General features: G+C 59.6%; 25 protein-coding genes and 1 pseudogene. 21 read left to right on the forward strand and 5 right to left on the reverse strand.

The features are described 5' to 3' along the window. Positions 1–53 precede the first annotated feature (53 nt). Complete coding sequence (locus VL547_RS09515; protein WP_325577426.1) at positions 54–737, forward strand: cell division ATP-binding protein FtsE; 684 nt, start codon at positions 54–56, stop codon at positions 735–737. 8 nt (positions 738–745) lie between these two features. Here the strand turns inward: VL547_RS09515 and VL547_RS09520 are convergent, their stop codons facing one another. The 3 genes from VL547_RS09520 to VL547_RS09530 are packed head-to-tail and all read right to left on the reverse strand — an operon-like array spanning position 746 to position 4194. Further along, positions 746–1849 (reverse strand): glycosyltransferase, encoded by a 1104-nt coding sequence (locus tag VL547_RS09520; RefSeq protein WP_325577427.1) that lies wholly within the window; start codon positions 1847–1849, stop codon positions 746–748. Positions 1850–1852: 3 nt separating this feature from the next. Then, on the reverse strand, positions 1853–2965 hold the full coding sequence (locus tag VL547_RS09525) for a glycosyltransferase (protein ID WP_325577428.1): 1113 nt from the start codon (positions 2963–2965) through the stop codon (positions 1853–1855). Continuing rightward, on the reverse strand, positions 2962–4194 hold the full coding sequence (locus VL547_RS09530; protein WP_325577429.1) for a polysaccharide deacetylase family protein: 1233 nt from the start codon (positions 4192–4194) through the stop codon (positions 2962–2964). Before VL547_RS09530 ends, VL547_RS09525 begins: the two co-directional genes overlap by 4 nt. Before the next feature lie 78 nt (positions 4195–4272). Here VL547_RS09530 and rpsO point away from each other — a divergent pair, with 78 nt between their 5' ends. The 6 genes from rpsO (at position 4273) to VL547_RS09560 (ending at position 10057) form a co-directional block, all read left to right on the forward strand. Beyond that, positions 4273–4542 (forward strand): 30S ribosomal protein S15, encoded by a 270-nt coding sequence (gene rpsO, locus VL547_RS09535; protein ID WP_325577430.1) that lies wholly within the window; start codon positions 4273–4275, stop codon positions 4540–4542. 99 nt (positions 4543–4641) lie between these two features. Beyond that, complete coding sequence (pnp, locus tag VL547_RS09540; protein WP_325577431.1) at positions 4642–7020, forward strand: polyribonucleotide nucleotidyltransferase; 2379 nt, start codon at positions 4642–4644, stop codon at positions 7018–7020. A 69-nt stretch (positions 7021–7089) separates the two neighbouring features. Next, positions 7090–7896, forward strand: a complete 807-nt coding sequence (prmA, locus tag VL547_RS09545; RefSeq protein WP_325577432.1) for a 50S ribosomal protein L11 methyltransferase — start codon at positions 7090–7092, stop codon at positions 7894–7896. Between the two features lie 49 nt (positions 7897–7945). After that, a complete protein-coding gene (gene plsY / locus VL547_RS09550; RefSeq protein ID WP_325577433.1) occupies positions 7946–8629 on the forward strand; it encodes a glycerol-3-phosphate 1-O-acyltransferase PlsY in 684 nt (227 codons plus the stop codon). A gap of 112 nt (positions 8630–8741) precedes the next feature. Beyond that, positions 8742–9527 (forward strand): YdeI/OmpD-associated family protein, encoded by a 786-nt coding sequence (locus VL547_RS09555; protein ID WP_325577434.1) that lies wholly within the window; start codon positions 8742–8744, stop codon positions 9525–9527. Positions 9528–9529: 2 nt separating this feature from the next. Next, positions 9530–10057, forward strand: coding sequence for a class IV adenylate cyclase (locus tag VL547_RS09560; protein WP_325577435.1), 528 nt, complete (start codon positions 9530–9532; stop codon positions 10055–10057). Here VL547_RS09560 and VL547_RS09565 read toward each other — a convergent pair. Continuing rightward, positions 10054–10722: a phosphatase PAP2 family protein gene (locus VL547_RS09565; protein WP_325577436.1), complete on the reverse strand. Its 669-nt coding sequence runs from the start codon at positions 10720–10722 to the stop codon at positions 10054–10056. The genes VL547_RS09560 and VL547_RS09565 overlap by 4 nt on opposite strands. 5 nt (positions 10723–10727) lie before the next feature. After that, positions 10728–12728: a DNA primase gene (gene dnaG, locus VL547_RS09570; RefSeq protein WP_325577437.1), complete on the reverse strand. Its 2001-nt coding sequence runs from the start codon at positions 12726–12728 to the stop codon at positions 10728–10730. Positions 12729–12930: 202 nt separating this feature from the next. Here dnaG and VL547_RS09575 point away from each other — a divergent pair, with 202 nt between their 5' ends. From VL547_RS09575 to VL547_RS09640, 14 genes and pseudogenes are all read left to right on the forward strand, one after another. Further along, positions 12931–13938, forward strand: a complete 1008-nt coding sequence (locus tag VL547_RS09575; protein WP_325577438.1) for a lipid A deacylase LpxR family protein — start codon at positions 12931–12933, stop codon at positions 13936–13938. A 27-nt stretch (positions 13939–13965) separates the two neighbouring features. After that, complete coding sequence (locus VL547_RS09580) at positions 13966–14571, forward strand: TetR/AcrR family transcriptional regulator (RefSeq protein WP_325577439.1); 606 nt, start codon at positions 13966–13968, stop codon at positions 14569–14571. Between the two features lie 18 nt (positions 14572–14589). Next, the gene (locus VL547_RS09585; protein ID WP_325577440.1) at positions 14590–15492 is read left to right on the forward strand and encodes an AraC family transcriptional regulator; all 903 of its coding nucleotides are present in this window, start codon (positions 14590–14592) and stop codon (positions 15490–15492) included. Positions 15493–15697: 205 nt separating this feature from the next. After that, on the forward strand, positions 15698–16885 hold the full coding sequence (spt, locus tag VL547_RS09590; RefSeq protein WP_325577441.1) for a serine palmitoyltransferase: 1188 nt from the start codon (positions 15698–15700) through the stop codon (positions 16883–16885). Next, positions 16882–18003 carry a hypothetical protein gene (locus VL547_RS09595; protein ID WP_325577442.1) on the forward strand — a complete coding sequence of 374 codons (1122 nt, stop codon included), beginning with the start codon at positions 16882–16884 and terminating at the stop codon, positions 18001–18003. The genes spt and VL547_RS09595 overlap by 4 nt, the downstream gene beginning before the upstream one ends. After that, complete coding sequence (locus VL547_RS09600) at positions 18000–18986, forward strand: NAD(P)-dependent oxidoreductase (RefSeq protein ID WP_325577443.1); 987 nt, start codon at positions 18000–18002, stop codon at positions 18984–18986. The genes VL547_RS09595 and VL547_RS09600 overlap by 4 nt, the downstream gene beginning before the upstream one ends. A gap of 48 nt (positions 18987–19034) precedes the next feature. Then, the gene (locus tag VL547_RS09605; protein WP_325577444.1) at positions 19035–20399 is read left to right on the forward strand and encodes an inositol-3-phosphate synthase; all 1365 of its coding nucleotides are present in this window, start codon (positions 19035–19037) and stop codon (positions 20397–20399) included. After that, the gene (locus VL547_RS09610) at positions 20396–20890 is read left to right on the forward strand and encodes a phosphatidylglycerophosphatase A (protein ID WP_325577445.1); all 495 of its coding nucleotides are present in this window, start codon (positions 20396–20398) and stop codon (positions 20888–20890) included. The genes VL547_RS09605 and VL547_RS09610 overlap by 4 nt, the downstream gene beginning before the upstream one ends. Then, positions 20887–21387, forward strand: coding sequence for a GtrA family protein (locus VL547_RS09615; protein WP_325577446.1), 501 nt, complete (start codon positions 20887–20889; stop codon positions 21385–21387). Before VL547_RS09610 ends, VL547_RS09615 begins: the two co-directional genes overlap by 4 nt. Before the next feature lie 37 nt (positions 21388–21424). Beyond that, on the forward strand, positions 21425–23959 hold the full coding sequence (locus VL547_RS09620) for a DUF5686 and carboxypeptidase-like regulatory domain-containing protein (protein ID WP_325577447.1): 2535 nt from the start codon (positions 21425–21427) through the stop codon (positions 23957–23959). Between the two features lies 1 nt (position 23960). Next, the gene (locus tag VL547_RS09625; protein ID WP_325577448.1) at positions 23961–24659 is read left to right on the forward strand and encodes a CDP-alcohol phosphatidyltransferase family protein; all 699 of its coding nucleotides are present in this window, start codon (positions 23961–23963) and stop codon (positions 24657–24659) included. Next, the gene (locus VL547_RS09630; RefSeq protein ID WP_325577449.1) at positions 24656–25159 is read left to right on the forward strand and encodes a DUF4833 domain-containing protein; all 504 of its coding nucleotides are present in this window, start codon (positions 24656–24658) and stop codon (positions 25157–25159) included. Before VL547_RS09625 ends, VL547_RS09630 begins: the two co-directional genes overlap by 4 nt. A gap of 27 nt (positions 25160–25186) precedes the next feature. After that, on the forward strand, positions 25187–25816 hold the full coding sequence (locus tag VL547_RS09635) for a sterol desaturase family protein (RefSeq protein WP_325577450.1): 630 nt from the start codon (positions 25187–25189) through the stop codon (positions 25814–25816). Then, positions 25816–26213 (forward strand): annotated as a pseudogene (locus VL547_RS09640) (inositol phosphorylceramide synthase); the annotation flags it as partial. The gene VL547_RS09635 and the pseudogene VL547_RS09640, both read left to right, overlap by 1 nt.

Raw genomic sequence — 26213 nt, forward strand, 5'->3', positions numbered from 1 at the left:
GTATAATCAATCCCTTGTATTTGCGTATTTTGCGGTTCTACAAAACGGACCCGATGGCAGAAGTAATCGTCACCTTAGAGCATGCCAACATATACCAGGGCGATAACCTGATCCTCCAGGACGTCAACATCACCGTGCACAAGGGCGAATTCGTATACCTCGTGGGCAAGACCGGGTCGGGCAAATCGAGCCTGCTCAAGACCCTCTACGGAGACCTCTTCCTCCGCCAGGGCGACGGCCAGGTCGCCGGTTTCAACCTCCGCAACGTCAGCTGGAAAAAGGTGCCCTTCCTCCGCCGCAACCTCGGTGTCGTTTTCCAGGACTTCCAGCTCCTCACCGACCGCACCGTCTATGATAACCTCAAGTTCGTCCTGCGCGCCACCGGCTGGACCAACCAGCAGCTCATCGACGAGAAGATCCAGGACGTCCTCGACAAGGTCGGTCTCCGTTCCAAGGGCTTCAAGATGCCCTTCGAGATGAGCGGCGGCGAACAGCAACGCGTCGACATCGCCCGCGCCCTCCTCAACTCCCCCAAGCTCATCCTCGCCGACGAGCCAACCGGTAACCTCGACCCCGAGACCTCCGACGAGATCATGCAGCTCCTGTTTTATATCGCCCGCGACTACGGTACCGCCGTCATCATGGCCACCCATGACTACCGCGTCATCCAAAAGTTCCCCGCCCGCACCGTCAAGACGGAGCGGGGGAAGGTCGTGGATAATGCGTCTGTAGTGTAAATCCCGCCCTAGCGCAACGCCGCCATCAGCGCCCGCGCGTTCGTGCCGTTGTCGAACTGCTCCCGCAGCAACCTCGTCCGCAACGCCCGGTCCTCTTCGGTGAACGGGCGCTCCCAGAGCTCATCGAGCGCCGCCCGGAATTCGGCCGCACCCCCCGCCGCGCGACACGTTTCCGAAAGCCCCGTGCCCGCCAGCAGCGCCTCCTGCGCAATACAATGACGCCCCGCAAAGAGCGCGTGCAACAATTTTATTTTAATCCCTTCCGGGTTGAACGACTGTACCACGTGCACCTGCGCCCCGCGGATCAGCGCCTCCATGTCGGGCGCCGACGGGTTGTCGTACAGGCGCACCCCCGCGTGTCCCCGTATCAGGCGGAAAACCCGTTCGTCCGGCTGCCGCCCCGCGACCACCCAAGGCAGCCGGCCCTCGCCGCGGACTTCCTCCAGCAGCCACCGCAGGGCCTCCACGTTATCCGCCACCGAAAGGTCCCCGTGGAAAAGCACGTATTCCCCCCGACCCAACGGGTTGTCCCCCGCCACATACCGCGTAAACGCCGGCAGGTACGTCACCTCCCGCGCCCCAAAAACGTCCTCGTAATACGCCTTCACCCCCGGGTGTATCGCCAGCAGCGGCAACGCCGCCACCCTTTCCTCCCATCGCCGGAGCAACCCGCTCTCTATCCCATAGTACATCGACTTCCACCGGTCGTGCGTCACCTCCGACAGGTTCCGGTAATATTCGGTTTCCACGTTGTGCAGCCGCACCGCCACCTTCCGCCCCGGCCACCATCCCTGCACCAGCGGATACGCCGTATGCACCCCCTCCGCGAGGATCGGGTAGTCGTCCCTGTCCAGGCGCGTCGCCAGCAACGCGTGCCGCCTTGACGCCACGATGTGCGGCAACGTCAGCGAAAGCCCCACCTTCCTCTGGTAGTAATACACCTTCTCGCAATATTCCTCCAACGCCTCCGCCCTCTCCCGGTTATACTGGTAACAATGCAAATGCACCCGCACCCCCTCCGCCTGCAGCGCCCTGATTTTTTCAAACACATCGATCACCCCGCCATAGTCGGGAGGGTAGGGGATCGTGAAAGAGAGGACGTGTATATGCATGTGTTATTTTTTATGTAGCGCCCCGTCATACACCGCGAGCAACCCCTTCTCCTCCACCTGCCAGTTAAACACCTCCCTGGCCAGCCGGCAATTCGCCTGCAGCCGCCCATAGAGCACGGGGTCGTTGCACAACCGGAGGATCGCCTCCACGACCAGCGTCTCCGTCACATCGGGGATGAGCACCGCGACCTCGAAGGTTTCCTGGACGCGGCGGTATTCGGGATAGTCCATGGCGACCTGCGGGAGACAGGCGTGGATATAGTCGAAGAGCTTGTTGGGGAGGGAAAAATACTGGTTCAACCCCTCCCGCTCCACGAGGTTGATCCCCGCGTGGGCGTTGTAGGTATAGCGGACCAGTTCCCGCGGAGGCAGCTGGCCGGTAAAGATGACCTTGCGGCCCAGGCCGTGTTTTTCGGCGAGCGCGCGGCTCTGGTCGATATAGTTGCCGGTGCCGCAGATCACCAGCGGGAGCGGGACCTGTTTCATGGCGGGGATCAGGACGTCGAGCCCGCGCCCGTAGTTGACCGCGCCCTGGTATAAGAGATAAGGACGGTCCAGCGGCCGGGCGCCCGGGACGGGGTTACGGAGCACCGTCAGGTTGCGGACCACCGCATAGCCCACGCCATACCGGCGTAACAGCTCGTCGGCGATGCTCTGGCAGACGGCGTAGCCGACCGGGAAACGCGGCACCATCCGCCGCTCCACCCACAGCCACATCCGCTGGACCCGCGGTCGCGCGACCACTTCCGCCAGCTCCGTAAACAGCTCGCGGGCGTCATACAGGCGGGGGATGCGTTTGAGTGCCGAAATGGCCCAGACCGGGACGATGGTATCGAGGTTCACCGCGCAAACGAGGTCGACGTGGTGGAACACCAGGTAAAGAAATATCCGGAGGTTCATCTCCGCATAAAAGAGCTTGCCCCCGTGGAACAGCGTACGGAAACGCACCCGCCGAAAGGTCGTGTCCCCCCCCGCGGCCGACGCCACCGCTCCGCGCAGTCTGCGCCCCACCAGCGTCACCGCATACCCCGCGCGCGCCAGCGCCTCCGCCACGCGGATCGACGACTGTTTGTACACCGGATCATCCAACAAACAAATACACACGCGCTTACTCATAGAGGCAAGGTAGGCACAAACGCCTTTAAAAAATCGTAGTAAACCTTCCGCCATCCGATCCACCGGGGATCGAGCCCCAGGCTGTTGTTGTGCCAGATGGGCGTGAACCGGCCCCCGACCCGGTCGAGCGCTGCTTTGTACGATAAAAGCTCGGCCAGCGCCGCCTCCGCGGACAGCTTCGACACGTGGTAGCTCGTCGCCTCCATCCAGCAGAACGGGATGACCTGCAACGACGTTTCGGTTTCCCGCAACAGGTCGTACCAGGGGAACGGCCGCGAATACGACGCGCGGAAACCGTTGCGTTCCCCGTACCCCATCGAATAGTCCGCCCTGATCCCCAGCTCCAGCAACAGCCGGTAATCGGACGGCAACCGGAAATGGATATAGTGAAAACGGCTGATCGTCACCGGCAGCCCCGTGATCCGGTTCAACACCTCGATTTCCGAGGCCAGCAAATCTGAAGCGGCGCTGTAAAACGACGGGTGGATCCCCACGGGGTAGCGCGCGCCGTGCGCCCGTATCAGCTCCTGGTAGGCCGGCAGCCCCGGCGACGGGTTCTTGTCGTAAGCGGTCCGCCGCGCGGACAGCGGGAAGAAGTACACGGGCGCCTCCGGCAAAAAGGCATTGACGGAATCCATCCAATGGAAGTTATCGAACGGGTCGCGCGCCCGCCCCGACAGGACCCGCCACTGCTCCATCCAGCGCCCGGAACGCGGGAGCCAGGACTTGTGCTTATAGCACCACGGCTGGTCGACGTCGTACGAAGCAAAAAGCCGGGCCCCGGCAGCCACCGGCAGCCCGAGCGCCCGCCCCAGGGCGACGATCCATTCATCCACCAGCGGCCGTTCCAAAAAGCCGTTCCGCGCCGCCCAGGACCCCTCCGGCTCATACCGGCTCATGTGGTCATAAGGGGCCGTCGGCAAATATTCCTCAAACCGGGAAAGACAAAAGAAAACCGCCCCGAACAGGTCGAACGAGCCCACCGCGGCCGAAGGCCCGGCCCCGCGCATCGCCTCCAATGCCGGTCCCCCGTTCTCCAGCGCCCGCGAAGCCGGTATCCATAGCCCAACCCCTAAATCCTCAGTCGAATACGAGATGCGCAGGCCCTCTTCGGGAAGCTCCGCGGGATTTGTGTACACCCGATATCCCACCCGCAGGTGATCCCGGAAGATCACCCCCAGGACATAATTCAACCGGGGAGAGGTAAGGGGTGTGTAGATATGGACCATAGCGAAACAACAAGTTAACTTTTTTTTGATATTGGAGGGAATTTGCCTACTTTTGCAGCCGCAATATTTCTATCTAAGATGTCGATAACAAACGAAAAGAGATCCAGCATTTTTGCTGAATACGGTGGGTCAGCCAAGAACACGGGTTCGATCGAAGGCCAGATCGCCTTGCTGACTGAGAGAATCAATGATATTTCCAAGCACATGCAGGCTAATAAGAAAGACTTCTCTACCCAAAGGGGTCTGATGCACCTGGTCGGCCAGCGCAAGCGCCTGCTGACCTACCTGAGCAAGCACGACCTGACGGGTTACCGCCAGCTGATCGAGAAATTAGGTATCCGCAAATAAGACAGCGATGTCCAAATAAAACTAATTCCCAACCGAAATAAGCAGTTGGGAATTAGTTTTTTTGTACATATTATTTTTTACGCCGATTATACAGAGTGTATGTTAACACAACCAATCAGTAGCTCATTTGACCTGGGCGACGGTCGGATCGTGACGATCGAGACCGGTAAGCTGGCCCGCCAGGCAGATGGAGCCGTGACCGTGCGCCAGGGGAATTGTATCCTGCTGGCCACCGTGGTCGCCAACAAAGACCCCAAAGAGGGGCAAGAGTTTTTCCCGCTTGTCGTCGATTACCAGGAGAAATTTGCATCAGCCGGGCGTATCCCCGGCTCGTTTTTTAAACGCGAAGGCCGTCTGAGCGATTACGAGGTGCTGACCAGCCGTCTGATCGACCGCGCCCTGCGCCCGTTGTTCCCGGACGACTATCTCTGCGACGTGCAGGTACTGGTAACGCTGGTATCCTCCGACGAGAACGTCCTCCCGGACGCCATGGCCTGCCTGGCCGCTTCCGCTGCCCTGGCCGTGTCCGACATTCCCATCAAGGAAATCATTTCCGAGGTGCGCGTTGCCCGCCACAATGGTAACTTCGTCATCAACCCCTCACGCGCGCAGCTGGCCGAGTCCGACATGGACTTTATGATCGGCGCCACCGCGAAGAACCTGATGATGGTCGAAGGCGAAGCCAAACAATGCGCGGAAGAAGACCTCGTCAAGGCACTCGAGGTAGCCCACACGGCCATCCAGGCCCAGATCAAGGCCCAGGAAGAGCTTCGTGCCAAGGTCGGGGTTACCGGTAAGCGTGATTACAAGAAGCCCGAGACCAACGACGAGCTGCAACAAAAGGTAGCCGCGTACGCTTCTGACAAGCTGTTGGAAATCGCGCGCAGGGGTACCGCCAAGCACGAGCGCACTGACGCCTTCAACGCCCTCAAGGACGAGATGATCGCAAGCCTCGGCGAGGACATCGATGACAAGACCAGGAAGCTCGCCAAAAAGTATTACGCCGACCTCGAATGGGAAATCGTCCGCAGCATGATCCTCGACGACCGCAAACGCCTCGACGGCCGCGCGCTCGACCAGGTCCGCCCGCTGGCGATGGAAGTCGACCCGCTGCCCACGCCCCACGGCTCCGCGCTCTTTACCCGCGGCGAGACCCAGTCCCTGACTACGGTTACGCTGGGTACGCCCCTGGACGAGCTGCTGATCGAATCCGCCGCGAAGTCGGACTATACGAAGTTCATCCTCCACTACAACTTCCCGCCTTTCTCCACCGGTGAGGTGAAGATGATGCGCGCCCCCGGCCGCCGGGAAGTGGGACACGGCAACCTGGCCCTCCGCTCTTTGAAGCAGATGATGCCCGGGAGCGAATATCCCTACACCGTCCGCGTCGTGAGCGACGTCCTGGAATCCAACGGCTCGTCCTCCATGGCGACCGTTTGCGCGGGCTCGCTCGCCCTCATGGACGCGGGTGTTCCCTTCGCCAAGCACGTCAGCGGCGTGGCTATGGGTCTGATCACCCGCGACAGCGATAAGAAGTACGCCATCCTGACCGACATCCTCGGCGACGAGGACCACCTGGGTGACATGGACTTCAAGGTCACGGGTACCCGCGAAGGTATTTGCGGCGTGCAGATGGACATCAAGGTCGACGGCCTGCCGATGGACGTGATGCGCGAAGCGCTGGAACAGGCGCGCAAGGGCCGCCTGCACATCCTCGACGCGATGTACGAGACCATCGCCGAAGCCCGTCCGGAAGTAAAACCGCACGCGCCCCGCATGGTCAAGCTGTTCATCGACAAGGAATTCATCGGCGCCGTCATCGGACCTCAAGGGAAGATCATCCAGGAGATCCAGCGCGAAACCGGCACCACCATCAATATCGAGGAAGTCGGCAACCAGGGCGAAGTCAGCATCTTCTCCCCGGCCAAGGAAGGCCTCGACAAGGCCGTCAACTGGGTCAAGGGCATCGCCGCCCAGCCCGAGATCGGCACGACCTACGAAGGACCCGTCAAGGGCATCAAGGAATTCGGCGCCTTTATCGAGTTCATGCCCGGCAAGCAGGGCCTGCTCCACATCTCCGAGGTCAGCTGGAAGCGCCTCGAGACGCTGGAAGGCGTGCTCAATGACGGCGACATGGTCAAGGTGAAGCTGCTGGGTATCGACGCCAAGACCGGTAAGTACAAGCTGAGCCGCAAGGTACTCATGCCCAAACCCGAAGGCTATGTCGAGCGCCCCGAACGTCCTGAAAGGGGCGAACGCGGCGATCGTGGAGACCGCGGCGATCGTGGCGACCGCGGAGACCGCCGCGACCGTGGCGGCGACCGCCGGGATCGCGGAGACCGTGGCGATCGCGGCCCCCGTAGCGACAGCCGTCCCCCGCGCGAGCCCCGTGAACCCCGGCCCGACACCGAATTCAGGGCCGACGCGGAATCCGGCCCGGCCCCGCGTCACCAGGACGACGGTTCCGAAACACTCTAGCTTTTTTGAAAAAAACATAACCAAAGCGATCCGCCCTCTCCCGGGGACGGGTCGTTTTTCTTTTGACACATGGCCTATCTCGAATTTATCATCCCCGAACCCGACCCCACGCAGCGCGAGCTCCTTATCCCCGAGCTGGAAGCCCTGGGCTTCGAAGGCTTCGAGGAAACCGACGACGCGCTCAAGGCATACATCCCCGAAGAGCGCCTGGACGAAGACGCCTGGGCGGAACGAAGACTACCCGCGACCGTCAACCGCCTCGAGGACCAGAACTGGAACCAGGTCTGGGAATCCAACTTCGACCCCGTCGTCATCGGCGACTTCTGCGCCGTCCGCGCCGACTTCCACAAACCCATCAGGGGCATCGCGCACGAGCTCGTCATCACCCCCAAGATGAGTTTTGGCACCGGTCACCACGCCACCACCCGGCTGATGATCCAGGCCATGCGGACGCTACCCATAGAAGGCCGGAAAGTCGTTGACTTTGGCACCGGCACCGGCGTGCTGGCCATCCTGGCCGAGCACCTGGGCGCGGAGGCGATATGGGCGCTCGACAACGACCCCTGGTCGATCGAAAACGCGCAGGAAAACGCCAAAAGGAACGGCGCCGCCAAAACCACGTGGCACCTCGCCGAAAACCTGGAAGGCGTCCCGGTCGCCGACGTCGTCCTGGCCAACATCAACCGCCACATCCTGCTGCAGTTCATGGGACCGCTCCACGCCCTGCTGGCGCCGGGTGGACTCCTGCTGCTCAGCGGCATCCTGTCCGCGGACCGGCCGATCATCGCCGAAGCCGCCACCGCCACCGGTTTGAGTTTAACCGAAGACGCCCAGGAAGGGGACTGGGTCGCACAATTATGGAAAAAGCCACGATAATTTGGGCTAAATCCCGTATCTTTATAGACCCGGAATAATCCAATGGACTATGGACGAATTACTAGTCATATTGTTAGCCTACTGTATCGGCTCTATTCCAACGGCATTGATCGTGAGCAAAGTTTTCTTTGGCATAGACATCCGTGAGTACGGCAGCGGCAATATGGGCGCCACCAATACGTTCCGGGTGCTGGGCTCCAAATACGGCACCATCGTTATGGTGGTGGATATGCTCAAGGGCATGGCGGCCGTCAAGCTTTTCCTCCTGATACCCTACTATACCGATCCCATCCACAGCACACCCCTGATCAACCTCCAGATCGGCCTCGGTTTATCCGCCGTAGTCGGTCATATCTTCCCCCTCTGGGCGGATTTCAAGGGCGGCAAGGGCGTGGCCACGTTGTTTGGGATGGTGCTGGCGATCCAGCCCTATGTCGCGCTGGCCTGTGTGGGGGTATTTCTCCTGGTTTTGTATACGACCCGCTTCGTATCCCTGAGCTCGATCCTGTCGGGCGTTGCATTCGCGGTCTTTATATTGTATATCTTTGACGAACCCCAGCAACTGTACCGCATTTTCGCCGTATCCGTCGCATTGCTCGTCCTGCTGACCCACCAAAAGAACATCGGCCGTCTGCTCAAAGGGAATGAGAGCCGGGCCGGCATCCTGAAGTACCGGGACCGCCGAAAAGCGCGCAAGCGTGAGGACGAGGGCTCCCTGGACGACGAGGATTAGAAAATCTCGCAAACTCAGCCGGTATGCGGGTTTTGTGTGTGGATTACCTTACCTTTGCATTCCGTTCAAAACTTTCCGTTCAAAACTTTTTTACGCCAAAAAGTATTGTCGCATGTCGCAAACGTTGTTTGAAAAACTGCAACTCAAAGACGAAAAGAATCTTTTGATCCAGGGCCTTCCCTCCTCTATTGAGAAACAATTTATCAAGCTTGCTTTTGCAAAGAACGTCACGCCTCTGCTGAGGATGAAGAAGATCGACTTTGCATTGGTGTTTGCCATCAATCATAACCAGCTCAGGTCCATCCTGACGGAGGTGCTGCCGGCGCTCCAGGCCGATGCCAAGCTCTGGGTCGCCTATCCCAAGGCGGCCTCCAAGATCGCCAGCGACCTCAACCGCGACTGTAGCTGGAACTGCCTGTGCGATCACGGCTTCGAGATCGCCTTCTCCGAACCGCTCGACCACGTCTGGACCGCGCTCCGTTTTAAAAAGGGGAACTGCGCCGAAGCCGCCGCCCGCGCCGAAGCCACTGCTGCGACACGCGAGCCTGTCCCGCACGAGCTCCCGGCTCCCATCGCCACGGTCCCCAAGGCCGGCGCCAAGACGGCTACCGCCCTGGCACAGAAGGCCGCTCACAGTGCAGCCCCCGCCCCCCGCAGCGCGGACATCCAAACCGCCGAACGCCCCGGCAAACGGGCGGTCAACGTCCCCCAGGACCTGGAGCACGTCTTCACCCTCCACCCCAAAGCCAAGGATTTTTTTGACACCCTGCCCTATAGCCACAAGCGCGAATACATCCGCTGGATCACCGACGCCAAACGCGACGACACCCGCAAAAGGCGGCTGGACGCGACCCTGGAAAAGCTCAGGGCGGGCAAGAAAAACCCCACCGAAAAATAACTATGCAACCTCTCAATACAGCATTGAAAGCCCGCCTCGACCAACTGGAACCGATACGGGCTTTTTTGATGGAGCACCATGCAAGACTGGCATCAAAGGACCACCAGGTCGACACCTATTTCCACGTACCCAACGGGAAGCTCAAATGGCGACACGGCACGATCGAGAACGCCCTGATCCTTAAGGAAGCCGGCGCCCGCCCCGACCCCTGCGCGGGCGACGAGGGCTATTTCCCGCTGGAATCCCCCGACGTCGACGCCGGCGCGCTGGGGTGCCTGCTCAGCCGCGCCCTTGGCACCAAGGCCGTCGTGGAGAAAACGCGCGAAATCTATTTCATCGAAAACGTCAAGTTCCACCTCGACGAAGTAAAGGGCCTCGGTTTCTTCCTCGAGATCGAAGCCGTGGACGTGGACGACAGCACGCCGGTCGAGTCGCTCGCCGCCCAGTGCTGCCACTATAAAGAGGCGCTCGGCATCCGCGAAGAAGACCTGCTCGCGCTATCCTACAGCGACATCCAGCAGACGCTCTAGGCGAGCGGCCTGTCTGCCGGCCGTCGCCACCGGCGTGGCTGCGTCCTTTCTCCGATCCATAGCGAAGCGTACGTCATCACCGTCCCGATGATCGCCCCGCCATACACATCCCGGAAAAAGTGCTCCGCCAGGTACATCCGAGAATACCCCACGGACAGCGCCCAGGCAAACAGCACCAGCGTCCACGCCCACACGCGCCGCGGCTGGAAGAGATAGATCAACGTCAGCGCGATGCTGAACGCCGTGATCGTATGCCCCGACGGAAAACTATTGTAGGTCCACAGCTCGACCCCGGCGACGTGATGGAGCACGGATGGCGTGTCTGTAAAATACGTCACCGGTCGCGGCACATGGTTGAAGAACGACTCCTTCAGCACCTGCGATGTCAGCGACGGCAGCGCAAACCCCAGGAACCCCAGCCATCCCCACCGCGCCGGACCACGCCGAGTCCGCCACGCATACACGATCAACAGCACGATGATCGCTATGTGCGTTCCGCCATCCCCGAAGTCCGTCCACCACGGCATCACCGCGTCCAGGAAGGCAGTATAATGCCCATTGACGAACAGGACCAGATCAGCCGCGCTATACGTCGCCAGCAGCCACGCGCCGGAAAACGAGAACAATACAAACAGTAAAAGAAACGGGAGGGTCTTTCGGAACATGAAGCTTATTTGAGTATAACCGTGCCCAGCCGCCGCGTCAATTCCGCTTCCAGCTCGTTCAAATGCCGGTGCGTCTCCATGAGGAGCTTGAACTCGTCGGCGGTATGGGGTTTTTGCAGGTCCTTTTGGTTTTCGACCATCATTTTTTTGATCTTCTTGAGTTGCATATACGTCACCGTGGAGCGGACGTCGTCCTTGTAGCGCTCCTGGTCGGCTTTTTCCTCCTTGACGACGTATTCCGCGCCGAGGTATTTGAGGTATCCCGCCTTCATCGTTTCGTAGTTCAGGTCCGCGTCGCGCTTGCTCCACCGTTCGCTCATCTCGTGCTGGGTTTCGGCGAGGCTGATGACCAGGCTGCTCACGGCGGCGTCCTCGTGGTAGAGGAACGACTTGGTATCGGGCCGGGCGCCGGACACGTACAGGTCGCGGTACAACCGCAATATCCGGTACAATGTCTTGTTCTCGAACAGCTCTGCGTCGTCGAAGTGGCCGAAGATAAACTCCGCCACCACGCCTTCCTCGTCCAGGGTTTTGTTGCCGTGTTCCAGCAGGACGCGGATCAACGCGCGTTCGTTGGCCTCTTCCTTGTTGAGCAAATCGAAGGCATCCGATGCCTCGGCATCCACCGCCGGCGCCGCCTCCAGGGACCCGTCGGCCGCCGCCGCCGTCTGCGCGCGCGCCTCGAGCTTCCCGATCCTGTCGCGGATATGCTTATTGACGAGCGCGTTCAACCCCGCCTCGTCGATCTTCAGGAGCTCCGCGCTCCGCCGTATATAGTCCTGCTGGCGGGTAAAGTCCTCCGCCTTATTGATCCGGGAAAGGGTCTCCGCGATCTGGTTGACGACGGCCGCCTTCTTCTGGGCGTCGTCCCCGACGTCCCTGAGGGCGACCTCCAGCTGGAAGAAAATAAAGTCCTTTTTGTTGGCCGATATGAACCCCCGGAACTCCTCGGACCCCACCTTCCGGACATAGCTGTCCGGGTCTTCCTTGTCGGGGATGAGAACCAGGCTCACCTGGAGCCGCTCCTCCAGGGCCATGTCCAGCCCGCGCAACGCGGCCTTGATCCCGGCGTTGTCGCCGTCATAGACGATGGTGAGGTTGTCGGTGTATTTTTTGATCAGCCGCAGCTGGTCCTGGGTCAGGGAGGTGCCCCCGCTGGCCACGACGTTTTCCACGCCGGCCTGGTGGAGGGATATGACGTCGGTATAGCCTTCCACCAGCAGGCACTCGTCCTGTTTGTCGATGGCGTGACGGGCGTGGAAGAGGCCATAGAGCAGCTTGCTCTTGACGTATATCTCGTTTTCCGGGGTGTTGATGTATTTCGGGGAGCGGTCGTTACTCTTGATCTGCCGGGCCCCGAACCCAAGGATCTTGCCCGAGGGGTTGTGGATCGGGAAGATGATGCGGCCGCGGTAGTTGTCGGCAAGCTGTTCGTTCCTCAGGACCGAGAGCCCGCTCCGCTGGAGCAATTCCGGGTTGAACTGGGCCGTGAGCGCGGTCCGCGAAAACGCGTCCCTGCTTTCGCCGCAATACCCCAATTGGAATTTCTGGATGATGTCCGCCCGGAAACCGCGCTCTTCCAGGTAGGACATCCCCACGGCCTGTCCTTCCTCGGTCTCCGTCAGGGTCTTGCTGAAATATTTCTGGGCGTACTGGTTGAGGATAAAAAGGCTTTCGGCAACCTGTTGCTGAAGCTTGTACTCCGGGGAGGTTTCGGTCTCCTGGACCTCGATCCCGTACCGGCCCGCCAGCCAGCGCAGCGCCTCCACGTAGGAATACTTCTCGTGCTCCATCAGGAACCCGATCGTGTTCCCGCTCCGGCCGCACCCAAAGCATTTGTAGATTTCCCTGGACGGGGAGACGGTAAACGAGGGCGTTTTTTCGTTGTGGAAGGGGCAGAGTCCCAGGTAGCTGGCGCCCCGCTTCTTGAGCTTTACGAATTCACCTACGACATCCAGGATATCGATCCGGTTCTGTATCTGTTGTATCGTCTCCTGTGTTATCACGGATCTAATCCGTGAAATTACGGACTAATCGAAGATATGTAATCGGTTTGTCAAAGTTGTCCCTCTTGTTTAACATTATCGCTAAACGACGTAATTTTGGGCTTTCAACCCCCGCCAGCTACGCCAACTTCTGGCCCAGACGTCTTGGATCCTCCAGCCACCAGTCGACGCATTTTCGTTTACACACACAAACAGATTGGTTATGAAACAGTTTTACCTCATCCTGGGGTTGCTGGCTGGCATTATATTGTCCGAAACGAACGCAAATGCACAACTACACCCCGTTATAAGGATATACGAAGACGACGACTTCTTCAACATCCGTGGCAAAGGCACCGACGAGGGCTACACCAACGGCACCCGCATCGACTATTTCTACAGCAAAAAACACCGCGACCGCTTCGCCGACCGCTGGCTCATGCCCTCGGCGGGCCCGGGTAGCGTCAACACTTACGGCTGGGGCCTCATGCAGGTCATGTACACGCCCACAAACATCTCCGACAAAAAGTACCTGCCCAACAATTATCCGTATGCGGGCGCGCTGTTCCTGACGCACGACAAATTCTCCTACAACCCGCTGCTGAAGCTGAGCTTCCAGTCGGAAACCGTCACCGGTGTCATGGGGTCCATCGCCCTGGCGGGCCCGATCCAGTCGTGGTTCCACGGGCTGATCGGCTACCAGCGGCCCGAGGGCTGGTCCAACCAGCTGCCCAACGACCTGCTGCTCAACGAGCAGCTGACGATGGAGGAGGAAATCGCCCACGTCGGCCGCGGCCTGGAATGGATCGCCGGCGTGACCGGCTACGCCGGTACGATGCTGGACGGCGGCGGGATCTATCAGACGATCAGGGTAGGGTGGATGAACCCCTACTTTAACGGTTGGAGCGCCCAATACCAGGGCGACGGCCTCCGAAGCGGCGCGCGAAAATTCCAGCTCTGGTTTTTTGGCACCCCCCGGGCGGAATGGACCGCTTACAATGCCCTCCTGGAAGGCGGGATATTATCCAAAACCCTGAACCGCAACGACGAGCAAAAGCTGGAAGGCTACGAGAACCGCGTCAAAAGAGGCGTAGCCGAAATCGACTACGGCCTGGTCGTCACCTATAAAAGCCTGACCGCCAGCTATACCCAAAAGACCGCCAGCGCCGTGATGAAGGGGATGGGGATGCACGAAGTGGGGAATATCAGCTTTTTTGTTACCTTGCATTAACAAAGCTGTTAAACAGAACCGATAAAAATGGACCAGACAACAGAGGATATCATCCGCAACTCGGCCCGGAAGGTGTTTACCGCCAAGGGATTTTCCGGGGCGCGGATGCAGGACATAGCGGACGAGGCCGGGATCAACCGGGCGCTGCTCCATTATTACTTCCGGTCAAAGGAACGGCTGTTCGAGGTGATCTTCGACGAGGCCTTCAACCGGTTCCTGGGGACCGTGCAACCCATCATGGTGGCGGACATCCCGCTCTTCGAAAAGATCGAGCAGCTGGTGGAGGCGGAGATCGCGCTTTGCGAAGCGCACCCGTGCAACGCCATGTTCATCATGCACGAGATGATGCAGAACCCGGCGATCATGGAAAGAAGGAACGTGACGAAGCTCTACAAGGTCTTCCTGGAGACTTTCCAAAAGGCGCTCCAGGAAGAACACAAAGCCGGAAAGGTCATCAGGATCGAGGCCGAGCAGCTTTTCCTCCACATCATCTCGCTCATCCTTTTTCCGTTTATCGGTAAGGCCTACGTGCAGAAAGCCTTCGACCTGGATGAAGAAGGGTACTGGAAAATGATACAGCGTCGCAAAAAAGAGGTGGCGCGTTTCGTGATTAATGCAATCAAAGTCTGTTAATTTTCTGTAAATTGTAGTGTGAAATTGACGACAAACGATGGAATTCCGCTGCTGAGCATGGAGCAGGCGATCGCCGACTTCGAGGGCCAATGGACCGGGAAGGACTTTTATGTGGTCACGTCCCTAACGGCAGCGGCTAAGCGACGGCTGATTCCCTGTCCGTTCCGAACGGACTATATGGCGATTTTCCTCGTCATCGACGGGACCGCGCGGGTACGGTTGGACAACGTGGACTATACGCTGCGCAAGAACTCCCTGATGGTCGTTTCCCCGAGGACGATACGGGACTTGAGTCATTTCAGTACCGATGTCACGGTGATGGGCCTGATCTTCACCCGCTCTTTCGTGACCCGTTTGGGCGTAAAGGAGCAGGAGGCCCCGTTGGGGGACGTTTTTTCCATACAACACAACCCCTATTTCCTCCTGGAGCAGGCGGACGCCGATACGCTGGCCGCGCTGCTGCGGCTGCTCAGCGCCAAATGCGCCAAAGCCCATGAGGCCCCGTACGCCGAAGACGTGATCCGCCATCATTTTATGGCGTTCATATACGAACTGGCTTCCCACCTGCAGCCGCCCGTGGTCCGCAAGATCAAACGTACCCGGAAGGAAGAGCTGCACCTGCGTTTCCAGCAAATGCTGGCCGACCACGTGCGCCAGGAGAGGAGCGTCCGGTTCTACGCCGCCAAGCTGTACGTGACCCCCAAGTACCTGACCGAAACCACCAAGGAGGTCACGGGCAAGACGGCGGGGGAGCTGATCGACGAAATGGTCATGCGGGAGGCCAAGCTGCTCCTGAACGACACGGCCCTATCCGTGACCGACATCGCGGGGGAGCTGCACTTCAGCGACCAGTTCTTTTTTCGTAAATTTTTCAAGAGGCACCAAGGGCTGACGCCGACGGAGTTCCGCCGGGCCGTGTGAGGTGACACAAGATTGCCGACATTTGGACATACAATGCGGTAATTTTGACATTGGCCCTGAAGGAATGTTGTACGAATTTTGTTCATCCAACCTTCTCCCATCCCAACGATGCCCAGCGCCTTGATAGCCTGTTAATTATTTATTGGTCTTTTTGTTCATTTTGCTTAAGGAGGAGCTATTCATGCAGAAAAATCTACTAGAACGTGTGTCTCAATGGAAGGACGCAGAAATGACCCGGGCTGCCGGCTTGTATCCCTATTTCCGGATGATCGAATCCGGACAGGACACGGAAGTCATACTCGAGGGTAAGAAAGTATTGATGTTTGGCTCCAATTCCTACCTGGGCCTGACCAACCACCCGAAGATACTCGAAGCGGCCAAGCAGGCCATCGACAAATACGGTTCCGGCTGCGCCGGTTCGCGTTTCCTGAACGGGAGCCTGGACATCCACCACCAGCTGGAAGAGCGGTTAGCCGCCTACGTGGGTAAGGAGTCGGCGTTGCTGTTCTCCACCGGTTTTCAGACCAACCTCGGGGTGCTGTCCGGTTTTACGGGTCGTCAGGACTACTTGATATTGGACGAATCCGACCACGCTTCCATCATCGACGGGAGCCGGCTGTCGTTTTCCCGGACGATAAAGTACGCCCACAACGACATGAACGACCTGGAGCGGCGGCTCAAGACCCTGCCCGAGGACGTGATCAAGCTCATATCGGTGGACGGCATCTTCAGCATGGAGGGCGACATCTGCAACCTCCCCGTGATCGCGGAGCTGGCCGGGAAATACGGATGTAACATCATGGTAGACGACGCGCACAGCCTCGGCGTGCTCGGCGCCCAGGGTGCGGGCACCGCGGACCACTTCGGTCTGACCGACCAGGTGGACCTGATCATGGGTACGTTCTCCAAGTCGCTGGCGTCGCTCGGGGGCTTCGTGGCCGGGGACTTCCTGGCGATCGACTTCCTCAAGCACCGCGCGCGCTCGCTGATCTTCAGCGCCAGCATGCCGCCCGCCAACGTGGCCAGCGTGCTCGCCGCCCTGGACATCGTCGAGGCCGAACCGGAAAGGATCGAACGTCTCTGGGAAAATACCCGCTACGCGCTCTCCCTCATCAAGGACGAAGGGTTCTATACGGGCCACACCCAGAGCCCCATCATCCCGATCTACGTGGGGGACAACCAGAAGACCTTCCAGTTGACGCGGAGGCTGCAGGACGACGGCATCTTCGTCAACCCGGTGGTCGCCCCGGCCGTGGCCAGCGAGGATACCCTGATCCGCTTTTCGCTCATGGCGACGCACACGCCCGCCCAGATTGAACAGGCGGTCGACAAGCTGTCCAAGGCCGCCAGCGACCTGAACATCCAGTTTATCCCCAAAAGTCAAGCCATATGATCCGCATCGAACCCGTTAGCAACCCTAAACAGTTGAAGGCGTTCATCGACTTCCCCCACAGCCTGTATGCGGGGGAGCCGAACTACGTGCCCGAGCTGTTCATCGCCCAACGGGACCTGCTCACGCCCGGGAAGCATCCCTTCCACGAGAACGCCGACGTACAGCCTTTCCTGGCTTACGAAGACGACACGCTCGTCGGGCGCATAGCGGCGATATTCAACCGGAACCACAACCAGTTCAACCAGGCCAGCGACGGCTTTTTTGGCTTCTTCGACGTGATCGACAGCCAGTCGGTGGCGGATGCGCTGTTGCAACAGGCGGCCGGATGGCTCAAGGAAAAGGGCGCGACGACGTTCATCGGCCCCGTCAACCCCTCCACGAACGAGGCGTGCGGTTTGCTGATCGAGGGTTTTGACGATCCCCCCGTGGCCATGATGACCTACAACAAACCCTACTACGCCCGCCTGCTGGAGCACGCGGGGCTGGATAAGAAGGTGGACCTCCTGGCCTGGTGGATCGACCGCGAAAGCCGGAACGACCGCTCCGTGCGGCTGCTGAACTCGCTGGAAGAGCGCCTCAAGCGCCACGGCATCACCATCCGCCCGGTCCGCGTCAAGGACTTCGCCACCGAGGTAGCCGCGCTGCGGAAGGTCTACAACGAAGCCTGGGACAAGAACCTCGGTTTCGTGCCCATGACCGAGAACGAATTCAACTACCTGGCCAAGGATCTGAAGATGCTGCTCGACCCGAAGCTTTGTCTCCTGGCGGAGCACGAAGGGAAGGTGGTGGGTTTCGCCCTGGCCATCCCGGACATCAACGAGATACTGATCAAGGTCCGCCGCGGCCGGCTGTTGCCCTTTGGCATCGTCAAGCTGCTGACGGGTATGAAAAAGATAAAAAGCATCCGGGTACTCGCGCTGGGCGTGGTCGACGGCTACCGTAAATTAGGGATCGAAGCCTGTTTCTACGCCTATATCATCAAACGCGGCCTGGAACGCGGGATGGAGGGCGCCGAAGCCTCCTGGATCCTGGAGCACAACGACCTCATGAACCGCGGGATCGAAAGCGTGAACGGGAAGGTGTACAAGAAGTATAGAATATACGAAAAGGCGATATGACGGGAAAAGTGCTGATCACGGGGGCGAGCGGGTTTGTAGGGTATCACTTGATCGAATCGGCGCTGTCCAGGGGACTCGAAGTCACCGCCGGGATCAGAAAGAGCTCACAGGTAGACCACCTGTCTGGATTTAACATACGGTACGCCCACCTGGACTTTACCCAACCGGCGCAGCTGGCCAGGGTTTTGGAAGAAGGGGGCTACGATTATATCATACACGCGGCGGGCGCCACCAAGGCGCCGACGCAACCGGCCTACGACGAGGCCAACGCCCTGTCCACCGAAAGGCTGGCCGGGGCGGCCCGGATGGCCCTGCCGCGATTGAAGAAGCTGGTGTTCCTATCGAGTTTGGCGGCCATCGGACCGCTGACGCACATAGAGGGCGCCATCACCGAACAGACCCAACCCAACCCAGTCACCGCCTACGGCAGGAGCAAGCTCCTGGCCGAGCGCAAGCTGGCCATTCAACCCATACCTTGGCTGGTCCTCCGGCCCACTGCTGTCTATGGTCCCCGGGACAAGGACATCTTCATCCTCCTGCGCATGATCCGCCGGGGATGGGAGCCCTATATCGGGAAAGCCCCGCAGCGCCTCAGCTTTGTTTACGTGAAAGACCTAGCCGACCTGGGTGTGCACGCCCTTTTCACCGAGCACATCCACCGGACCTACAACGTCACCGACGGGCGGGCCTACGAACGCTTCGAGCTGGCGGAAATCGTCAAAGACTTTTTCCACCGCCGGACCCTCCGGATTTTCGTCCCCGTACCCCTGGTACGCGTCATCGCCTCCACGCTGGAAAGGGCCTACGCCCGCCGGCAAAAATCCCCGGCCCTCAACCGGGAGAAGCTCGAGGAGCTGACGGCGCCGAACTGGGTATGCGAGATATCCACGGTCAAACGTGACCTGGGGTACCTGCCGGACTACGATCTGAAGAACGGGCTCGAAGAGACATTAGAGTGGTATCTCCGCAATGGATGGCTTTAACCTCCTCCGTGCGCCGGTAGTAATTTGGTATAACCTTAAACGAAAAATATGAGTAATCAAAATGGCAGCATCGCCGTGCTCCCTGCCAAGGGCAAGCTCGGCATCCTCATCCCCGGTCTCGGGGCCGTAGCCACGACACTGATCGCCGGCGTTGCCGCCGTACGCAAGAGCGTACCGACGGGCGCCGACCATAAACCCGCGCAACCTTTCGGCTCGCTGACCCAGATGGGCCACATCCGCCTGGGCAAACGGACGGACAACCGGTATCCGAAAATAAAGGACTTCGTACCCCTGGCAGACCTGAACGACATCGTCTTTGGCGGCTGGGACCTTTACGAGGACAACGTGTACGAAGCCGCCAGCAAGGCCCGCGTCCTGGAGCAACCCCTCCTGGATTCGGTTAAGGACGAGCTCCAGGCCATCCAGCCGATGAAGGCCGTCTTCGACCGCAGCTATGTCACCAACCTCGACGGTCCGAACGTAAAGACCGGCGCCTCGAAGTGGGACCTCGCCCAGCAGGTGATCAAGGACATCGAGCAATTCAGGCAGCACCATAAGCTCGACCGCGTCGTCGTCCTGTGGTGCGGTTCCACCGAAAAGTACATCGAGGCGACAGACGTCCATCAAACGATCGAAAGCTTCGAGCAGGGCATGCGCGAGTCCCATTCGCTCATCGCCCCCAGCATGATCTACGCCTACGCGGCCGTCAGCCAGGGCATCCCCTTTGTCAACGGCGCGCCCAACCTGACGTGCGACATCCCCGCCATGGTGGCCCTGGCCAAGAAGACCGAGACCCCCATCGCCGGTAAGGACTTCAAGACCGGTCAGACGCTGATGAAGACCATCCTCGCCCCCGGTCTCCAGGCGCGCGCGCTGGGCGTACGCGGCTGGTTCTCCACCAACATCCTGGGGAACCGCGACGGCTACGTGCTCGACCACCCGGACAACTTCCGCACCAAGGAAGTCTCCAAGATGGGCGTGCTCGAAGACATCCTCCGCCCCGACCTGCACCCGGAGCTGTACGGCGACCTGTACCACAAGATCAGGATCAACTACTATCCGCCCCACGGCGACAATAAAGAGAGCTGGGACAACATCGACATCTTCGGCTGGCTGGGCTACGCCATGCAGATCAAGATCAACTTCCTCTGCCGGGACTCCATCCTCGCCGCGCCGGTGGCGCTCGACCTGGCCCTGTTCTCCGACCTCGCCAAGCGCGCCGGTATGTACGGCATCCAGGAATGGCTGTCGTTCTACCTCAAGTCCCCGCAAACCGCACCGGGCCTTCACCCCGACAACGATATCTTCAGGCAGCTCATCAAGCTGCAAAATACCCTGAGGCATATTATGGGTGAGGATTTGATCACCCACCTGGGCTTGGATTATTACCAGGAGCTGGCCGAGATATTATGAGCAATGCCACGCCTTCGAACGCCGGAGCCCGCCTCCTGGGCCTCCAACGCTTCATAGGCAGCGTCGCCGGCATCGGCTACGTAGGCAAAGGGGGAGGGACGCTGGCCGCGGCCGTCGCGGCCCTCCCCTTATTACTGTTGACCAACAACGACGCCGTCCGCTGGATCTGGCTCCCCATCGTCACCGTCGTCCTTACCATCCTCGGCATCTGGTCCGGGAACGGGGTAGAGGCGGAGTGGGGCAAGGACAGCTCGAAGGTGGTCATGGACGAGGTCGTCGGCATGTACGTCGCCATCCTCTTCCACCCGTTGAACTGGAGCACGATACTGGCAGCCCTGGTGCTATTCCGGATATTCGACATCTGGAAGCCGCTGGGTATCCGCCGCACCGAAGCCCTCCCCGGCGGCTGGGGCGTGATGATCGACGACGTCGTCGCGGGGATATACGCCAGCGTGGTATTGATCGCGCTCGAATGGATTTGTAAGATATGATGACCTATATAAAAGCGAACCTGGCGGCCATCGCCGCATCCCTCCTGGACTACGCGCTGTTCTTCGTGCTCGTCCGGTGGATCGGTGCGACGGCGTCCGCGTCTACCGCGATCGGCATGGTCTGCGGGGGCGTGCTGGCGTTCTTCCTCGGCCGCGGTTGGGCTTTCCAGGCCACGACCGGCGACGCCGGCGGCCAGGTCCTGCGCTACGCCCTGGTGTGGCTCGGCAACATCGCGCTCAGCGCGCTGCTGGTCGGCTGGCTCGCCGGCTGGCTCGGCGTCCGCCCCCTGATCGCCGGCCGTCCGGGCATAAACCCGCTGATCGCCCGCGTGAGCGTAGGCGTGGTCATGGGTCTCACGTATAGCTATTTCATGCAACGATGGTTCGTCTTCCCGAAGACCGCTGCGCAAAACGGCGCCCTTCCCCGCACCCACGCCTCGACCTCCGGTGGCGCGCCTCTGAACGCGCGCCCCCCGGGCGCCCCTGGCCACGATTGAAACGATGCCTGCCGATGAGAGCAAATAGATACATGGAATGAAACATTGGATGATTTTATGTGCGGTATTGTTCGGCCTTTCACAGACGATGGTATCCGCTCAAACCGTTGTCCGGGGCGTTGTCAAAGACGCCGCTTCCGGCCAGCCGATTGAAGACGTCAGCGTCTACTTCAAGGGCGGCAACGGCACCCTGACCAAGGCGGACGGGACCTTCACGCTCACCACCGGCAACGCAAAGCTCAACACGATCAACTTTTCCCACGTTGGTTATACGACACAAAGCAAAGGCGTCACCCCCGGCAAGGACCAGACCGTCGAGATAACGCTGGGCATCGGCGGCCAGCTCCACGACATCGTTATCACCGCCAGGGGCAAGGGCCACTACCGCAACAAGGGCAACCCCGCGGTCGAGCTCATCCGCAAGGTGATCGCGCACAAGGAAGCCAACAAGGTCGGCTCCTATCAATACCTCCAGTACCAGGAATACGAAAAGATGGAGTGCTCGCTCACCAAGGAGCCCGAGAAGCTGATGAACAGCAAGCTCTTCAAGAACTTCAAGTTCATGTTCGAGAACAAGGACACCACACTGCTTCCCGGTAAGGCGCTCCTGCCCATCTACCTGGAGGAAACCGCTACCCAGCGCTACTTCCGGAAAAGTCCCGAAAAGAACAAAAGCTATGTCCTTTCCCACCGGATGGTGAACTACGGCGAATACCTCGACATGCGCGGTATCCGGAACTACCTCAACCGGTTGTACATGCCCGTGGACGTGTATGATAACAACATCGCGCTCCTGTCCACCCAGTTCATGAGCCCCATCGCCGACCTGGCGCCCAACTTCTACCTGTTCTATATCCAGGACACCGTGGAGCTCGAAGGCGTCAAGCTCGTCAAGATGAACTTCTACCCGCGCAACCCGGACGACCTGCTCTTCAAGGGCACGCTCTGGATCACCCTCGACAGCAACTATGCCATCCAGAAGGTGGACTTCGGCGTGAGCAAATACGCCAACCTCAACTGGGCGCGCGACGTGCACGTCCGTCAGAACTTCGAAAGGGGCGCCGACAACCGATACCACCTCAAGTACAGCGAGATCCTCGCCGAGTTCTCCCTCCTGAAGTCCTCTTCCGGGGGCGTCATGGGTGAACGCGCCGTGACCTATTCCGACTACCGGATCAACCAACCCGGTCCGGACAGCGTCTACAGCGGCCCGACCGAAGTCCTCGCCAACACGGCGAACACCGACAGCACGCTCACTGCGCTCCGCGGTCATGGCCTTTCCCCCGTGGAATCAAAAATATACACCAACGTCGACAGCCTCCAGAACATGCGCTCCTTCAAGCGCACCCTCGACTACGCCACCCTCCTGCTGGCGGGCTACAAACGCGCGGGTCCCTGGTTCGAGGTCGGCCCCGTCAGCGCCTTTTACAGCTTCAACCCGGTAGAAGGCTTCAGGCTGAGGTTCGGCGGCCGTTCGCTGCCGGCCATGAGCAAGACGTTCTATACCGAGACCTATATCGCATACGGCTTCAAGGACCAGCAGGTCAAGTACTACCTGAGCGGCACCTACGCCCTGAACCACCGGACGATCTACGACTACCCCTTCCACTATATACAGGCCAGCTTCCAGCACGACACCAAGATCCCCGGCCAGGACCTCCAGTTCGTCCAGGAAGACAACTTCCTGCTCAGCTTCAAACGCGGCGACAACGACAAATGGCTCTACAACGACATCTTCAAGCTCAACTACGTCCGGGAGTTCGGCAGGGGACTCTCCTATAACTTCGGGTTCAAGTACTGGAAACAAGTGCCCGCCGGGGACATCGTCTACACCAAGCAGGTGCTCGCCGATTCCGTCAACATCCCCTCCGTGACCACCGGGGAGCTGTCCGCCGACCTGCGGTGGGCGCCCAACGAGCAGTTCTACCAGGGCAAGGTGTACAGGATTCCTATCTTTAACAAGTACCCCATCTTCGAGGTCAAATACACCCAAGGCATCAAGGGGCTCGCGGGCGGCCAGTACACCTATTCCAACCTCTGGGGGAACGCCTACAAGCGCTTCTACCTCGGACCCCTGGGTTACGCCGACGTCACGCTCGAAGGCGGTTATGTCCTGGGTAAGGTACCCTTCCCGCTGCTCGACATCCACCGCGCCAACCAGACCTATGCCTACCAGCTCAACTCCTACAACCTCATGGACTTCATGGAGTTCGTAAGCGACCACTACGGCGCGCTGAACATCGACCAGAACTTCGGCGGTTTCTTTTTTAACAAAATACCCCTCCTGAAAGGTTTAAAACTACGCGAGGTCGGTAGCCTCAAGGTGCTCTACGGCGGTATCCGGGACGAGAACAATCCCTATAAAACCGCCGGATTGTTTAAATTTCCGCAGTATTCTGACGGCGATCCGTCCACCTATTCGCTGGACGGCCGCCCGTACATCGAAGTGAGCGGGGGGATCGGCAACATCTTCAAGGTCGTGCGCATAGACTATGTCCGTCGCCTGACCTACCTCAGCCATCCCTATGTGGACCAATGGGGGATACGCGTACGCACAAAATTCGAATTCTAACATGACCCGCGACCAGTTACAAAAAGGCATATACGTCGTCATCAACCCCTTCGTCAGGGGCCTGATCAAAATCGGATTTACCCCCAACACCGTCACCCTCGTCGGCTTCCTCCTCAACGTGGGCGTGGCCGTTATATTTATCATCGGCGCCCTCCAGGGCCAGCGTGCGGACCTTTCCTACGTCGGCTGGGCCGGCGCGCTCATCCTGTTCGCCGGTCTGTTCGACATGCTCGACGGCCAGGTCGCCCGGCTCGGCAACATGAGCTCCACCTTTGGCGCCCTGTTCGATTCGGTGCTCGACCGCTACAGCGAGCTCGTGATGTTCCTCGGGATCTGCTACTACCTCGTGGCCTACCACTATTTCTTCTCTTCCCTCTTCGCCTTCCTGGCGATGATCGGCTCGATGATGGTCAGCTACACCCGCGCCCGCAGCGAAGGCCTCGGCATCCAGAACAAAGGCGGTCTGATGCAGCGCCCCGAGCGCGTCATCCTCGTCGCCGTCTCCGCCATCGCCTGCGGCGTCACCGCCCACTTCATCGGCGGCGACTACAAGCTCTTCGTCCCCGGCATCAAATACCACGTGTTCGAAACCATGTCCATATTCACCATACCCCTCACGGTCATGGCCGTCCTCACCAACATCACCGCCATCAGACGCCTGATGGCGGCCAAAACGGCGTTGGAGGCCGCTCACAAATGATACACTTCCTGTTAGCCGCGCTCCTCACGATCCCGGTGGACTCCATGCCCGTCCCCACCGGCAACCCCAAACAATTATTTTATGTTCAGCGGACACCGAATACCAACACTATCGTCATCGAGCTCAACGACAAAGGCGGCGTCCCCGACCCCGACAACCCCGTCCACGTCTTCTGGCTCCGCTACCAGGAACAGGGCCAGCGGGCGGAACTGAATTATATACAACGTACCTTTGCCTATGGGATCAAAAGCCGGCAGGTCGGCCCCGAAAAGTTCGAGCTGCACTTCGTCTCGTACAAGAAGTATTCGATGTACCTGATCAAGGCCGCCGACCGCCAGTACCACGTCTTTGCCACCATCGACGGCAAACCCGTGATCCTGCGGCGCATTTTCGTCTCGATCAACGGCGGTTCCTTCTGGGTACCCCACGTCGAGTACGTCGAGCTAAAAGGCACCGACCCCGCCACCGGCAAGGAAGTCGTTGGCCGCATCCAGGTGTGACACCATCACCACTTCAAACATGATTGTATGAAACGCAACTATATTTCCAACGCGACCGAGTCCACCCGCATGTTCAAAGCCGGCTGGATGGAAATCCTCAGCAAGGTCCCCTTCTACGTCCCGCTGATCATCTACGTCCCGGTCGTAGCGTACTTCCTCTACAGGGCTATAGCCATCGGCGGCGGCATCGGCGCCACGATCGGCTATTTCGCCGGCGGCCTCTTCGCCTGGACGATCGCCGAGTACATCCTCCACCGCTTCGTCTTCCACTACATCCCTAAATCGCGGTGGGGCCTGCGGCTGCACTTCATCTTCCACGGCGTCCACCACGACTACCCCCGCGACGCCCTCCGGCTGGTGATGCCGCCATCGGCCAGCATTCCCCTGGCCTTCGGCTTTTTCTTCCTGTTCAAGGCCATCATAGCCAACCAGGCCCACCTCTTCGCCTTTTTTCCCGGCTTCGTCACCGGTTATCTCATCTATGACATGATGCACTACGCCATGCACCACGCCAACTTCAAAAGCGGCTGGTTCAAGGCCATCAAACAGCACCATATGCTCCACCACTACGACGACATGAGCAAGGGCTACGGCGTCAGCTCCGTCCTTTGGGACAAGATTTTTCACTCTGATTTCCCCTCCAAGAAAGCTTCCTAGTGTTCCCCAAGACTTCCGCCCGCGCCGCGGTCCTGAGTGTCATTATATCCGCGGCCTACCTCGTTACAGCCACGCTCCTCGTGGGTTTCAAACCCGAGCAGGTCGGCCTGACGCTTTTTTGCGCAGCCCTCTACTACGCCAGCGCCGCCACGCGCAAGTTCCTGTTCGCCTTCGCCCCCTTCATCGTCTTCTGGGTGCTGTTCGATTTTATGAAAGCGCTCCCCAACTACGTCGTCTCCCCGGTCCATATCCGCGACCTCTATGAGACCGACAAGCGCCTCTTCCACATCGGCGCCCAATCGATAAACGAATACCTCGCGGCACACGCCGCCACCGCCCCCGACCTCCTGAGCGGCGCCTTCTACATCTGCTGGATGCCCGTCCCCCTGGGCTTTGG

Source organism: Dinghuibacter sp. (genome assembly GCF_035492835.1).
Lineage (GTDB): Bacteria > Bacteroidota > Bacteroidia > Chitinophagales > Chitinophagaceae > Dinghuibacter.